Here is a 13,074-nt window from a genome sequence, read left to right on the forward strand (position 1 = left end):
CCTAGCCCCCCCTTGGCCAGCCCTTAGCGCTTCCAATCGAAGAAGCCCGCTCCCGCCTGTGCCAGCAGCTTTGCCGCCATTTCACGACCCAGTTCTGCGCCATCCTCAACCGGGCAGGTCTGCTCATCGCTGATCGCCTCAGAACCGTCAGGACGCAGAACTTCGCCGCGCAATCGCAGCGTCCGACCTTCTAGGGTTGCCAGCCCGGCAATCGGGGTCTCGCAGGAGCCATCAAGGGCGGCCAGAAACGCGCGCTCTGCCGCCAGCCGCTCTCCGGTTTCGCGGTCGTGAAGGGCTGCCAGCATATCGCCGGTGCGGCTGTCATCCGCGCGCCGCTCAATCCCGATGGCGCCCTGGGCGACGGCGGGCAGCATGTCTTCGGGCGGAATGGGTGTTGCGGGCACCTGGTCGGCGCCGAGGCGATTCAGACCGGCCATTGCCAAGAAAGTGCATTCTGCGACACCGTCGCGCAGCTTGGTCAGGCGGGTCTGAACGTTGCCGCGAAATTCCACCACCTGCAGGTCGGGGCGACGATGCAGCAGCTGGGCACGCCGCCGCAGGGAGGAGGTGCCGACAACGGCCCCCGCGCGCAGATCGGTGATGGCGGTCACATCTGGCGAGACAAAGGCATCACGTACGTCTTCGCGGGGCAGATAGGTATCCAGCAGCAATCCGGCAGGCTGCGCCACAGGCATATCCTTCATCGAATGCACTGCGATATCGATGGCGCCGGACAACAGATCCTCTTCGATTTCCTTGGTGAACAGACCTTTGCCACCCAGTTCCTTCAACGGTTTGTCCGCTGCGATCAGCGCCTGATTGTCACCGCTGGTTTTGATCACCACGATCTCAAAGGCGTTCTGTGGCAGATCGAAGGCCGCAACCAGCCGGGCGCGTGTTTCATGAGCCTGGGCCAGCGCCAGAGGCGAACCGCGGGTGCCGATTTTTAGGGGCGAAGCGGGGGAGGGCAGATCGGTCTGTGTCATGCATTGACCCTTAATCGCGACATAATGCCATGACAAGCACCGGTCCTGCTGCCCTTGACAATTTGCCGCTAAGGCTAGACCTCAGATGCAACACAGATATGAGGGTGACCATGGCCGAACAGAAGAAACTGCTGCGTGCATTGGCGGGCGAGACACAGGATGTGCCGCCGATCTGGATGATGCGTCAGGCCGGTCGCTATCTGCCGGAATATCGCGCCACACGGGCCGAGGCGGGCGATTTTCTGTCGCTTTGCTATAATCCGGAGCTGGCAACGGAGGTCACCCTGCAGCCCATCCGTCGCTATGGGTTTGATGCGGCGATTCTGTTTGCCGATATCCTGCTGGTGCCGCAGGCGTTGGGAGCGGATCTGTGGTTTGTGACCGGCGAGGGGCCGCGGCTTTCGACAATCACCACCGAGGCGGATTTCGCCAAGCTGGGCCCGGTCAGCGATATTCATGAAACGCTGAATCCCATCTATGAGACGGTGCGCTTGCTTTCTTCCGCGCTGCCTGCAGAAACAACGCTGATCGGCTTTGCCGGTGCGCCCTGGACTGTCGCGACCTATATGATTGCCGGGCGTGGCACCCCAGATCAGGGGCCTGCGCATCTGCTGCGTCAGGAGAATAACGCGCTGTTTGAGGCCTTGCTGGCCCGTATCACAGAGGCGACGATTGAATATTTGTCGATGCAGATTAAAGCAGGCGCCGAGGTGGTTAAGATCTTCGACAGTTGGGCAGGCTCGTTGAGTGGCGAGGCGTTTGAGAAATATGCGCTGGAGCCTTGCCGCCAGATCACCGAGGCGCTGAAACAGCGCCACCCGAGTATCCCGGTCATTGGGTTCCCGCGTGAGGCAGGTGACAAATACGTCGGGTTTGCCAAGGCAACTGGGGTGGATTGTGTCGCGCTTGATAACTCAGTGGATCCTGAATGGGCCGCAGCCCATGTTCAGGTGGACGGCTGTGTGCAGGGCAATCTCGCGTCTCGTCATATGGTCACCGGCGGTCAGGAGCTGGTGGATGACACACGCCGCATTGTCAAAGCCTTTGGTAACGGGCCGCATATCTTCAACCTTGGTCATGGTATCACGCCTGATGCGGACCCGGATAATGTGCAGCGCATGATTGATGCTGTGCGGGACGGCTGATCCGTCTGCACTCCATAATGTAATGCTTACGATAATCTTGCGCGCTGAGGCCAATTGCGGCATCAGCGCCTTTTGCGATCACGCCGAAAGGGCAAGTCGATGGACTACAAGAAATCTGGCGCCCCCAGAAAGGGCAAGAACAGCCCGCGCCACCAAGAACACAACGCCAAAGGGTCCGACAAAAACCCCTACGGCGGCCGCGAAACAAAAGCGGACCTGCTCGCGCGGATGAAGGCGGCAGCTGAGAAAGCCAAGAAAGCCGATTAATCTAGCGTTGGCGCTGCATCAGGTCGGCCAGTATCTGGGCCGTATGCTCACCGCGTTCTGGCGCTGGGGGGGCGGTCCAATCCCTCTGACCTGAGAAACGCGGCGCGGGTGCAGCCTGAAGGCCATTGTCTGCCATGATCCAGGTCCTGCGCGTGTTCATCGGGTGGGTTACTGCTTCTTCCGGCGACAGAACTGGGGCCACGCAGGCGTCGCTGCCGTCGAACAGATCAGCCCAATAATCGCGCGGCTGGGTGGCAAAGATCCCGGTCAGCCGCGCGGCCAGCACCGGCCACAGCCCTTTGTCATGCTGCTGGGCGAATTGTGCATCCTCGCCCAGATCCAGACGTGACAGAAACTCTGCATAGAATTGCGGTTCCAGACACTGCACGCTGATATGGCCGCCGTCAGCGCAGAGGTAGCAACGGCTCCAATGGGGCCCATCAAGCAGGCTCGCCCCGCGCATCGTCGCAAACTGTCCGGCCTGCTGCAATGTCATCAGCAGGTTCATCATATGGGCCGAGCCGTCGTAGATCGCAGCGTCGACCACACATCCGGCGGGGCTGCTATCATGGGCGTTTCCGCGCCTAACAAGGGCTGCGAGAATACCTGCGACCAGATAAAGTGCACCTCCGCCAATATCGCCTAGCAGCGTCGCGGGCGGCTGCGGCGGCGTTCTTGGGGTCGCGTCATACCAAAGCGCGCCGGAGAGCGCAGTATAGTTCAGATCATGGCCTGCAGTTTGGGCCAATGGGCTGTCCTGCCCCCAACCGGTCATGCGGCCATAGATGAGACTAGGGTTACGGGCATGGCAGGCAGCAGGCCCAAGGCCCAGACGTTCCATCACGCCGGGTCGAAACCCCTCAATCAACACATCGGCGCTTTCGACCAGTTGCAGCAGTGTCTCCACATCGGCGTCAGACTTCAGATCCAGCGTGATAGAGCGTTTGCCCCGGTCGATGATCGGATGCGGTGGCATCAGACCTGTGTTGTCGCCCTTGCGGTGGACGCAAATGACGTCAGCCCCAAGATCCGCCAACATCATCGCAGCAAAGGGTGCAGGCCCCAGTCCTTCAATCTCAATCACACGAATTCCCTGCAGCACTGCGGCGCCTCCTTGGTCGTGATGCTGGCGGATCGGCCAGGCTTTATCGGTAGCTTAGCGGCTTTCTGCCCTTTCCCAATAAAGCCGTTGCGGCACGTCCTGTGCAGAGCTGAGTTTGGACCGGTTTTTCAAAAGAAATGTCTTGAAGCTCTAGTTGCTGTAGCAACTACATAGTGCGCTGACAGGATATGAGAGCAGGAAAGGTGGCGTTGGGATGGCCAGGGATACGGGTGAGCAACTGGAGTGGCGGGTAACAGGAATGGACTGTGGGTCCTGCGCGACCAAACTGCGCGGCGCGGTTGAGCGATTGCCGGGTGTCAGCGGGGTTGAGGTCGCGATGATGGCCGAACGGCTGCGTCTGGATCTGGACCCGCAAGAGGGATCGGTTATCGCCGTAGAAAAGGCTGTGCGTAAATTGGGGTTTGATCTGATGGCCCGTGGTGATGGCGCAGGGGTCGACCGGAACCCCTGCTGCGACACCCCGCCGGCCGGCGCATCCACCGCAACCGAGGCACCTGCATGGTATCGTAGTGGTAAGGGGCAACTGCTGCTGGGAACCGGTTTGCTGCTGGCGCTGGCCTGGGGAATTAAACTCTTGGCGTCCCCTACGGTGGGTCTCTGGGCGTTTATGCTGGCAACCCTGATTGGCGTGGCTCCCATCGCACGCCGCGCCTTCGCGATGCTCCGGGCGGGAATGCCCTTCACCATCGAAATGCTGATGTCGATTGCGGCGATTGGTGCCTTGTTTATTGGTGCCGCAGAAGAGGCCGCGCTGGTGGTGTTTCTCTTTGCTGTGGGCGAAATGCTTGAAGGATTGGCCTCGAACAAAGCGCGAGACGGGATTCGCGCGTTGGCCGATCTCGTGCCCAAGACGGCGCTGGTGGAGCGTGGTGATGTATTAGAGGATGTTGCGGCAGACAGTCTGCGCGAAGGTCAGATCGTTGTGGTTCGTCCCGGTGACCGGGTGCCCGCCGACGGCGCGGTTATAGATGGGGTCTCTGGCGTCGACGAAAGCCCGGTGACAGGTGAAAGCGTCCCGCGCCTGAAAGAGCCCGGATCCGAGGTTTTTGCCGGATCGATCAACGCGGAGGCCGTCCTGCGGGTGCGCGTGACCCGTGCGGCGGCAGATAACACGATCTCTCGGATCATTCGCTTGGTTGAAGAGGCCGAGAGTGCCCGTGCGCCAACTGAGCGATTTATCGACCGTTTCAGCCGTGTGTATATGCCCATCATCGTCGGGGTCGCCCTGTTGGTGGCACTGGTGCCACCGCTTGGGTTTGGTCTGGATTGGAATACATGGATTTATCGCGCGCTTGCGCTGCTGCTGATTGGTTGCCCCTGCGCACTGGTAATCAGTGTTCCGGCGGCCATTGCTTCTGCTTTGTCAGCCGGGGCGCGCCACGGTCTGTTGCTGAAGGGCGGCGCGGTCATTGAGGCCGCAGCGGGCACCACTCATGTGGCTTTTGATAAGACCGGGACATTGACCCGTGGGCGGCCTCAGGTCACGGATATCGTCGTCCATCATGGCAGCGAGGATAAGCTGCTGGAACTGGCCGCCGCTGTTGAGCGCGAGTCGAGCCATCCGCTGGCAGAAGCGATCTGCGCGCGGGCGGCAGACAGCGGCGTGGATAGTCCATTGGTACAGGAGGCCCGTGCAGTGCCCGGCAAAGGCGCCTCCGCCAAAGTCGGATCCCTTGTGATCACTGTCGGATCCCCGCGTTTTGCCTCAGAAACCGGCGTCATGACAGAGGCCGCCATAGCGCAGACGGCAAAGCTGGAAACGCAGGGCAAGACGGTTGTCGTCCTGTTCAGCGACGAGGTGCTCTATGGTTTGATCGCGCTACGTGATGAACCCCGCGAAGATGCGGCTGATGCGGTGCAAAAGCTGAAGCGGATGGGGATCAATGCGACCATGCTGACCGGGGATAATGCCCGCACGGCAGAAGCGATTGCCGGGCAATTGGGCTTGGATCATCGGGCGGAGCTGATGCCGGAGGATAAGGTCACGGCGCTGCAGGATCTCACCCGGAGCGCTCAGGTCATGATGGTTGGCGACGGAATCAACGATGCGCCGGCGCTGGCGACGGCTCAGGTCGGGGTCGCAATGGGGTCCGGCACCGATGTCGCGCTAGAGACCGCAGATGCGGCGATCCTGCGCAACCGTGTCAGCGACGTGGTTGGCGTGATCCGGCTGTCCCGTGCGACGCTGACCAATATTCGCCAGAACGTTGCCGTTGCGCTGGGGCTGAAGGGTGTCTTCCTCGTCACGTCGGTCCTTGGTATGACCGGCCTGTGGATCGCCATTCTGGCTGACACTGGCGCCACGGTGCTGGTGACACTCAATGCGTTGCGTCTGCTATCGTTCAAACCGTCGCTGACGAGCAGCGATAACTGATGGGTAGTGCCGTCAGTCGTCGCAGCGGATCAGTAGTGCGGCGGACGTTCGTCACCGATGACAACGCCGCCGCCACCGTCCTGTTCACGGACAGCTTCGCGCTGATACAGCATGGCGACGCGATGGGTCAGCCGGTCGATCTCTGATTGCTGCCGATTGATCACCTCGCTCAGCTCATCGACGGTGCGCGTCAGGTGGGCGATCTGCTCTTCGAGATGTTGCATTGCTGTCTCCTTAGGTCTGACGCTCTCATATGCGCTGGCGGCGGGCGCGTCCATGCTGTCACAAGTCTGAAACACAGTGCCTGCATGTGAGGCAGCGCAGAGACGCCTTGCCGGGTGTGCACCTCTGCCGCCTTGCTGTCAGCCCGCCCTTGGGCTAGACCGCCGGGCGAGTATCTGACCCATTTGACACCCCGAGGAGGCCAAGATGGCCAAAGTCAAGAAACAGCCCCGCCCCAAGGCGATCACGCCCAAGGGCTTCCGTGACTATTTCGGCGAAGAGGTGAGCCAGCGCAGCGAGATGCTGCAGGCCATTGCGGGGGTTTATCATCGCTACGGGTTTGATGCGTTGGAATCTTCTGCGGTGGAAACCGTTGAGGCGCTGGGCAAATTCCTGCCCGATGTCGATCGTCCCAATGAGGGCGTCTTCGCCTGGCAGGAATACGACGAAGGCGGCAATGGTGACTGGATGGCGCTGCGCTATGACCTGACCGCCCCTCTGGCCCGGGTCTATGCCCAGCATCGCAACGATCTGCCGACGCCATATCGCCGCTACGCGATGGGGCCGGTCTGGCGCAATGAGAAGCCAGGGCCGGGGCGCTATCGCCAGTTTTATCAATGTGACGCCGATACCGTTGGCACCGCTTCTATGGCGGCGGACGCTGAGATTTGTGCGATGCTCTCTGATACGCTGGAAACCGTCGGCATTCCGCGCGGTGACTATCTGGTACGGGTGAACAACCGCAAGGTCCTGAATGGCGTGCTGGAGGCGATGGGGCTTGAGGCGGGCGACGCCAAACGTGACGATGTTCTGCGCACCATCGATAAGTTTGATAAGGTGGGCGAGGCTGGCGTACGCGAATTGCTAACCAAGGGGCGTCTGGATGCCTCTGGTGCCTTTATTGACGGTGTTGGTCTTTCCGATGATCAGGCTGCGCCCGTGCTGGCATTCCTGACCTCCAAGGGGGCGGACGCGGCCAAGACCCTTGCCAACCTCAGCGAGGCGGTTGGTAGCAGTTCCATTGGCGCTGAGGGCGTCGGCGAATTGGAGCAGATCGGTGATCTTCTGGCCGCAGGCGGCTACGGTGCTGACCGCATCGACATTGATCCCTCGGTGGTGCGCGGTCTTGGCTACTACACCGGGCCTGTCTATGAGGCAGAGCTGACCTTTGAGATCCTTGACGAGAAAGGCCGCAAGCGGCAATTCGGTTCGGTCTCTGGCGGTGGACGTTATGATGATCTGGTGAAGCGGTTCACCGGTCAGGAGGTTCCTGCAACCGGCGTGTCCATTGGTGTGGATCGCCTGTTGGCGGCGCTGCGTGAAAAGGGACGGATCAAGGCGGAAGCCACTGGCCCCGTCGTGGTTACCGTTATGGATAAGGCCCGCATGGCGGATTATCAGACCATGGTGGCCGAGCTGCGCAATGCAGGCATCCGTGCAGAGGTCTATCTGGGCAACCCCAAGAATTTTGGCAACCAGCTGAAATATGCGGACAAGCGCAATTCGCCCATCGCGGTGATCGAAGGTGGTGAGGAAAAAGATCGCGGCGTGGTGCAGATCAAGGATTTGATCCTTGGCGCACAGATTGCCGAGAATGCCACACTCGAAGAGTGGAAAGAGCGCCCGAGCCAGTTTGAAGTGCCACGCGGTGATCTGGTCGCCAAGGTGCGCGAAATCCTTGCAGGGCAGGGCTGAACGATGGGTGATCGTCTGAGTGCTCTGTCGCTCGCGGCGCGGCTACGCATGAGCTTTGAGGCTGCTGGCGCACGGGTGGTGGAACCGCCGTTTCTACAGCCTGCCGAAACGCTGCTGGATCTCTACGGCGAGGATATCCGCGCCCGTGCTTATGTAACCTCCGATGCGTTGCGCGGGGAACAGATGCTGCGTCCTGATTTCACTGTGCCGGTGGTCGAGATGCACATGCGCGACGGTGCAGAGCCTGCGCGTTACACCTATGCGGGCGATGTATTCCGCCGTCAGGAACATGACGAGGACCGCGCCAACGAATATCTTCAGGTGGGGTATGAGGTTTTTGAACGCCATGACCCGGCGGGATCAGACGCTGAGGTTTTCGCGCTGATTGCGCTACAACTGCGCGATCTGCCAGTGCGCGCCGCAACCGGTGATATCGGTATCCTTATGGCGGCGGTTGAGGGGCTTAACACCACTTCACTGCGCAAGGCGGCCCTGATGCGTCATATCTGGCGGCCGCGCCGGTTCCGGGCGATGCTCGACCAGTTTGCCGGGCGCAGCCCGGTGGCGGGAAGCCGTCGCAAGCTGCTGTCTACCGAAGGGGTGCTGACCGGGCAGGTGCCCGCCATTGGCAAGCGTCGTCCGGCGGAGGTGGATGCCCGCGTTGAGGCTCTGCGCGCCGATGCGGCGGCCCCGCCAATCGCTGAGAATGAGCTGACCGCGCTGGAGGCGTTGATGGCGGTGCGCGAGACCATTCCCTATGCGTCGGAACAGCTGCGCGACATCGCTGTAGACCTGCCTGCGATCAACCCGGCGCTGGACCGGCTCGATGCGCGTACTGCGGCGATGAAGGCGCGGGGCATTGATGTCGACAACCTTGATTTCGAAGCCTCCTACGGACGCACGTCAATGGAATACTACGATGGCTTCGTTTTCGGATTTTACGCTGATAGCCGTCCAGATCTGCCGGTGATTGCCAGCGGCGGTCGCTATGACGCGCTGACGCGGCAGCTTGGACAGGGGGCGGAAATCCCCGCCGTCGGCGGTGTGGTTCGTCCCGATCTGATGCTGTTGCTGGAAGGGGTGAAATCATGAGCCTGAAGCTTGGGGTGCCGTCCAAGGGGCGGCTGATGGAAAAGACCTTCGAGTGGTTTGCAAAACGCGGGATCACCCTGTCGCGGACCGGATCGGACCGTGAATATGCCGGCGCAGTCGCAGGGATCGACGGGATCGATCTGGTGCTGCTGTCCGCCGGGGAGATGCCACGCGAACTGGCCGCCGGACGCATCCATCTCGGGGTGACCGGAACCGATCTGGTACAGGAAAAACTACCCCTCTGGGAGCAGCAGGTCGAAGAAATCGCAGGCCTCGGCTTTGGTCATGCCGATCTCATTCTGGCGGTGCCGCAAATTTGGGTCGACGTGGAAACCATCGACGATCTGGATGCGGTCGCCGCCGCTTTCCGGGCGAAACACGGCCACCGGCTGCGGATCGCGACGAAGTATCACCGTCTTGTGCGTGAGTACCTGATGGATGCGGGTGTTGCGGACTATCAGCTGGTCGATAGCCAGGGCGCGACCGAGGGGACCGTCAAGAATGAGACTGCTGAAATGGTTGCCGATATCACCTCGACCGGGGAAACCCTGCGGGCCAACCACCTGAAGTTGATGTCGGACGGTCTGATCCTGCGCTCGCAGGCCACGTTGTGGCGCAGCCGGGTGGCGAAATACAGCGCTGAGGAAAAGGCCACATTGGGCGACCTACTGGAACGCCTGCACGGCTAATCCGGGCACGAGATCCGAGCCTAATTGGCGAAACAGAGTCAAATTAGAAGCGCAGGAATGAAGGCCGCACCGGGATCTCTTGGTGCGGCCTTTTTCGGTTACGGCGCTCACCCGTGGCAAGCATGCTTAGTCCTTGTTTGAAAACCTCCTGTTGGCCTCTACCTAAAGATTGGCAGGCGCATGCGCGCGCAGGCGGGAGCAGTACTATGGTTTCTGCCAACATGCGCTCAGGCGTTCGCTCCGATACAACAAGGGAGACCAGAAAGATGACAGTGACCAAAGCCGCGACGAAAGCCGCGCTGATCGCTATTCCGCTGCTCTTGAGCGCCGGTGGGGCTGCGCTTGCTCAGGACACCAGCATGAGTTTTTTCGTGACCAGCATTGGCTCGGGAAAGGGCGGTGATCTCGGTGGGCTCGAGGGTGCTGACGCGCATTGTGCCAACCTAGCCGAAGCTGCCGGTGTCAACGGCAAAACCTGGCGCGCCTATCTCAGCACGCAGGAAGAGGGCAAGCGCGGGATTTCAGCGCGTGATCGGATTAGCAGTGGTCCTTGGCATAATGCCAAGGGCGTGCAGATCGCGGGCAATCTGGATGAGCTACATCTTAGCCCCAATATCGTCAAATCCACTGGGCTGGATGAGAATGGTAATCTGGTGAATGGACGGGGCGATCGCCCGAATGTCCATGATCTGCTGACCGGGACCATGGCGGATGGCACCGCTTACTTCCCTTGGATGGAGGGCGATAAGACCTGTAGCAACTGGACCAGTTCCGGCGAGGGTAGCGCCACGGTTGGGCATCATGACCGCCATGGCGGCGGCAACACATCCTGGAATGCGGCCCATGACACGCGTGGCTGTTCGATGGAGGCCCTTGCCATGACAGGTGGCGCCGGGCTGTTCATGTGCTTTGCCACAAACGGCGGCTAACGGCGAAGCAATGGACTAAGAAAACAAAAGGCGCCCAAGGGCGCCTTTGCATATTTGGTCGGAGCGAGAGGATTCGAACCTCCGGCCCCTGCCTCCCGAAGGCGAGTGACGGGGGCAAAGATCAGCAAAATAAGGGGTTCTGGTGCCGGTCACTGAGCTTCAGTGGTAGTTGGTGCCGGAATAACTTTGCGGTTTCATTGCGAACAAATCCCGCCACAAATCCCCATACACGTCATCGCTATAATGAAGAATAGAAACTCGATCTACATCCAATCGGAGAGGATAGTGATGACCAAAAAACCGCACGAAGATACACCGTTGGCGAAATACGTGGAACGCCGGGTGCTCGAACTGAAAGGTCAGAAGAGCCAGTCAGAAATCGCCGCCGAAGCCGGATATGTCAACCAGAACATGATCACGATGATCAAGCAGGGGAGCTCCAAGGTCGCTCTGGATCGCGTCCCGGCCTTGGCGCGCGCACTGGAGGCAGATCCGGCCTTCGTGATGCGGCTCGCTTTAGAACAAGCGATCGGCAAGACGGCGGCTGAGGCAGTCGTGGAGGTGTTCGGCGAACCCGTCACCGCGAACGAAGTTGGTTGGCTGCAGGCGATCCGTGAGGCCTCGAACAACACGGATCCCCGGCTTACCAGCAGATCGCAGGCGGCGATCAAGTCGATCTTCGGGAGGTAGGTAACATGTGCCGCCAGGAAGACGATCTGACCCCCAACGAACGCGCCTGGCTGCGCTTCCTGCGCGAGGTGAGCAATGACAGTGACCCTCGGCCCACCTTGCGTCGGGTGCAGCTCCTGCGGCGTCTCTGCGCGCCTCGATCTGAATGAGTTGGACTTATGCTGGGACCACGGTGAGGAACGGCTCGATCGTTGCGCTTCGCCGGGTCCCGAATACGTCCGCAGCAACAAGCGATAGGGTTGTCATGGGGTTTACATGGGCTGACATCCGACAACCTCAGCGCCGGTTCACGTAAACCCCGAACCCTCGAAAACACCGCAAAATCAGCCTTCAGGGTTTACCTAAGATTTACATAAAGTTGACGAATTGAAGCCGAAAACGGCGTTTTTCACGAGAAATGTAAACCTCTGTCGGTGAGGAAGCCAAGGAAACAAGGGGCTTCGGTGTCAGTCCAGCACTGTAGAAGAGCGCGTAGAACATCGATAGCGTGCGTGCAGCATACGAAACGCATCAGAACATGGACCGCGCTCAGCGACGCACACAGCGTGCCTGAGAACACACTATGTCAGTGTCGCAGTTACCGCCCGGATCGAGCAGAGTGTGTCCAGAGTGATGGTGCCGCGTGATAGACCGTCCGGCACGTTAATCATGGATTGGGTGGAACAAAGTGCGCCAGATCGTCCAGAGGAGCTTAAGGACGCGCCATCGCAACCACATCCTGTCCGTTAGCCGTGGATAGAAAGCTCCCATGCCTCACTTTCAGACGCGGTCGATAGATCAGATCACGGAAACATTTGGACATTGAAGCCCTTCTCGCCGTGCCAAGTAATGGCTCGACATCCCGGTAGGTCCCGTCGGTGCCAGACATGTGAAGCGAAGTCCTAGGTTTTTTAGATGGAGACTAGGGGGATGCATTCTGGCGCCGCGAGCAACCTTGAAACGGAAGCTCCCATGCCAGTTGGCTACTTGCCTGAGCTTCTCAACAGCTTCAGGGCTGCGCATCGCAGGCTGCCTGCTACATGACGACGCTGATAGTCTAAGTGCCGGCCAGAGAGCGCCCCAGCCATCCTGGTGGGCTTTTCGGATTCAAGGGTAGTGCACCGACCTCCAGAAGCTGGTAATAATTTTTAGCCCATTTTGCGCGTCCCGTGAACGCGGTTGCTATAGTGCCCAGTGGACCGTAAATCACCGAAGGAACCGGACACATGAAGGACTGGGCAGGAAAGGGAGCGATTGGCAGAGGAGGGCGCTGTGCTCTGCACCAGCGCATGCGCCAGGAGCTGCGCACCAAGCTGCTTGACTACGATTTCACGCACTTCATTACGCTGGCATCGAACCACCAGCCATTGGGTTATCTGCGTATGCGCGCTTTGCTGAAAGAGTGGGATGCACGTGTGAACCGTGAGATCAACGGGCCGAAGTGGGGTAAGCGGCCGGACGAGCGCTTGGTCTGGTTCGCCTTCCCAGAGAAAATGGACGTGAATCCGCATTGGCACATGATTATGCAGGTGGATCCGGACATCGAATCTTCCACACGAGCCGAGCGCACCGAGCGCCTGTTCGAGATCGGGCACATGCACTGGCTCAGCTTGGTGCGGCAGGGATCTTTTGACTGCCAGGGCGTTGAATCTGCTGGGGTTATCCAATATATTACAAAGATGAGTGCCGAGGAGACACATTTCAATAAGTTCGTTGTCTTCCGAGAGTTCATGAACATCTAGGTGACCGCCAGGGGCCTGTCTGCAACGCTGCAGGTGACCAGCAATTTCCTTTACAGTCGACTTCTTATGCGGCCTACTTTTGGGCGGTAATGGTGTTATGGTGTTCTATGGTTTCTGGACCTGTCGCGGTTTGATGCCGCT

12 protein-coding genes are annotated in these 13,074 nt (G+C 59.9%); 9 read left to right on the forward strand and 3 right to left on the reverse strand.

Annotation, left to right across the window (positions count from 1 at the left end; genetic code table 11):
* Window positions 1-23: 23 nt before the first annotated feature.
* Entirely contained in the window at window positions 24-986 is a 963-nt protein-coding gene (gene hemC, locus INHI_RS0119370; protein WP_027248634.1) for a hydroxymethylbilane synthase, read from the reverse strand.
* Window positions 987-1,096: 110 nt separating this feature from the next.
* Here hemC and hemE point away from each other — a divergent pair, with 110 nt between their 5' ends.
* The gene (gene hemE, locus INHI_RS0119375) at window positions 1,097-2,131 is read left to right on the forward strand and encodes a uroporphyrinogen decarboxylase (RefSeq protein ID WP_027248635.1); all 1,035 of its coding nucleotides are present in this window, start codon (window positions 1,097-1,099) and stop codon (window positions 2,129-2,131) included.
* 99 nt (window positions 2,132-2,230) lie between these two features.
* Complete coding sequence (locus INHI_RS21230) at window positions 2,231-2,398, forward strand: hypothetical protein (protein WP_014875873.1); 168 nt, start codon at window positions 2,231-2,233, stop codon at window positions 2,396-2,398.
* A 1-nt stretch (window position 2,399) separates the two neighbouring features.
* On the opposite strand, the gene INHI_RS0119385 is transcribed toward INHI_RS21230, so the two are convergent.
* Window positions 2,400-3,500 carry a CaiB/BaiF CoA transferase family protein gene (locus tag INHI_RS0119385; RefSeq protein WP_027248636.1) on the reverse strand — a complete coding sequence of 367 codons (1,101 nt, stop codon included), beginning with the start codon at window positions 3,498-3,500 and terminating at the stop codon, window positions 2,400-2,402.
* A gap of 214 nt (window positions 3,501-3,714) precedes the next feature.
* On the opposite strand from INHI_RS0119385, the gene INHI_RS0119390 reads away from it, so the two are divergent.
* Window positions 3,715-5,895 (forward strand): heavy metal translocating P-type ATPase, encoded by a 2,181-nt coding sequence (locus INHI_RS0119390; RefSeq protein ID WP_027248637.1) that lies wholly within the window; start codon window positions 3,715-3,717, stop codon window positions 5,893-5,895.
* 29 nt (window positions 5,896-5,924) lie between these two features.
* On the opposite strand, the gene INHI_RS0119395 is transcribed toward INHI_RS0119390, so the two are convergent.
* Window positions 5,925-6,119 (reverse strand): SlyX family protein, encoded by a 195-nt coding sequence (locus INHI_RS0119395; RefSeq protein ID WP_014881140.1) that lies wholly within the window; start codon window positions 6,117-6,119, stop codon window positions 5,925-5,927.
* 205 nt (window positions 6,120-6,324) lie between these two features.
* On the opposite strand from INHI_RS0119395, the gene hisS reads away from it, so the two are divergent.
* From hisS to INHI_RS0119430, 6 genes are all read left to right on the forward strand, one after another.
* On the forward strand, window positions 6,325-7,812 hold the full coding sequence (hisS, locus tag INHI_RS0119400) for a histidine--tRNA ligase (RefSeq protein ID WP_014875869.1): 1,488 nt from the start codon (window positions 6,325-6,327) through the stop codon (window positions 7,810-7,812).
* 3 nt (window positions 7,813-7,815) lie between these two features.
* Window positions 7,816-8,904 (forward strand): ATP phosphoribosyltransferase regulatory subunit, encoded by a 1,089-nt coding sequence (locus INHI_RS0119405; protein WP_014881138.1) that lies wholly within the window; start codon window positions 7,816-7,818, stop codon window positions 8,902-8,904.
* Window positions 8,901-9,593 carry an ATP phosphoribosyltransferase gene (gene hisG / locus INHI_RS0119410; protein ID WP_014875867.1) on the forward strand — a complete coding sequence of 231 codons (693 nt, stop codon included), beginning with the start codon at window positions 8,901-8,903 and terminating at the stop codon, window positions 9,591-9,593. The genes INHI_RS0119405 and hisG overlap by 4 nt, the downstream gene beginning before the upstream one ends.
* A gap of 266 nt (window positions 9,594-9,859) precedes the next feature.
* Complete coding sequence (locus tag INHI_RS0119415) at window positions 9,860-10,522, forward strand: hypothetical protein (protein ID WP_027248638.1); 663 nt, start codon at window positions 9,860-9,862, stop codon at window positions 10,520-10,522.
* A gap of 288 nt (window positions 10,523-10,810) precedes the next feature.
* Window positions 10,811-11,212 (forward strand): helix-turn-helix domain-containing protein, encoded by a 402-nt coding sequence (locus INHI_RS0119420; RefSeq protein ID WP_027248639.1) that lies wholly within the window; start codon window positions 10,811-10,813, stop codon window positions 11,210-11,212.
* A 1,205-nt stretch (window positions 11,213-12,417) separates the two neighbouring features.
* A complete protein-coding gene (locus INHI_RS0119430; RefSeq protein ID WP_155805622.1) occupies window positions 12,418-12,933 on the forward strand; it encodes a hypothetical protein in 516 nt (171 codons plus the stop codon).
* Window positions 12,934-13,074: the final 141 nt, after the last annotated feature.

The organism is Phaeobacter inhibens DSM 16374 (genome assembly GCF_000473105.1).
GTDB classification, from domain to species: domain Bacteria; phylum Pseudomonadota; class Alphaproteobacteria; order Rhodobacterales; family Rhodobacteraceae; genus Phaeobacter; species Phaeobacter inhibens.

Coding starts and splice junctions, on each gene's coding strand:
- hemC (WP_027248634.1), bottom strand. CDS start 986: ATGACACAGACCGATCTGCCCTCCCCCGCTTCGCCCCTAAAAATCGGC.
- hemE (WP_027248635.1), top strand. CDS start 1,097: ATGGCCGAACAGAAGAAACTGCTGCGTGCATTGGCGGGCGAGACACAG.
- INHI_RS21230 (WP_014875873.1), top strand. CDS start 2,231: ATGGACTACAAGAAATCTGGCGCCCCCAGAAAGGGCAAGAACAGCCCG.
- INHI_RS0119390 (WP_027248637.1), top strand. CDS start 3,715: ATGGCCAGGGATACGGGTGAGCAACTGGAGTGGCGGGTAACAGGAATG.
- INHI_RS0119395 (WP_014881140.1), bottom strand. CDS start 6,119: ATGCAACATCTCGAAGAGCAGATCGCCCACCTGACGCGCACCGTCGAT.
- hisS (WP_014875869.1), top strand. CDS start 6,325: ATGGCCAAAGTCAAGAAACAGCCCCGCCCCAAGGCGATCACGCCCAAG.
- INHI_RS0119405 (WP_014881138.1), top strand. CDS start 7,816: ATGGGTGATCGTCTGAGTGCTCTGTCGCTCGCGGCGCGGCTACGCATG.
- hisG (WP_014875867.1), top strand. CDS start 8,901: ATGAGCCTGAAGCTTGGGGTGCCGTCCAAGGGGCGGCTGATGGAAAAG.
- INHI_RS0119415 (WP_027248638.1), top strand. CDS start 9,860: ATGACAGTGACCAAAGCCGCGACGAAAGCCGCGCTGATCGCTATTCCG.
- INHI_RS0119420 (WP_027248639.1), top strand. CDS start 10,811: ATGACCAAAAAACCGCACGAAGATACACCGTTGGCGAAATACGTGGAA.
- INHI_RS0119430 (WP_155805622.1), top strand. CDS start 12,418: ATGAAGGACTGGGCAGGAAAGGGAGCGATTGGCAGAGGAGGGCGCTGT.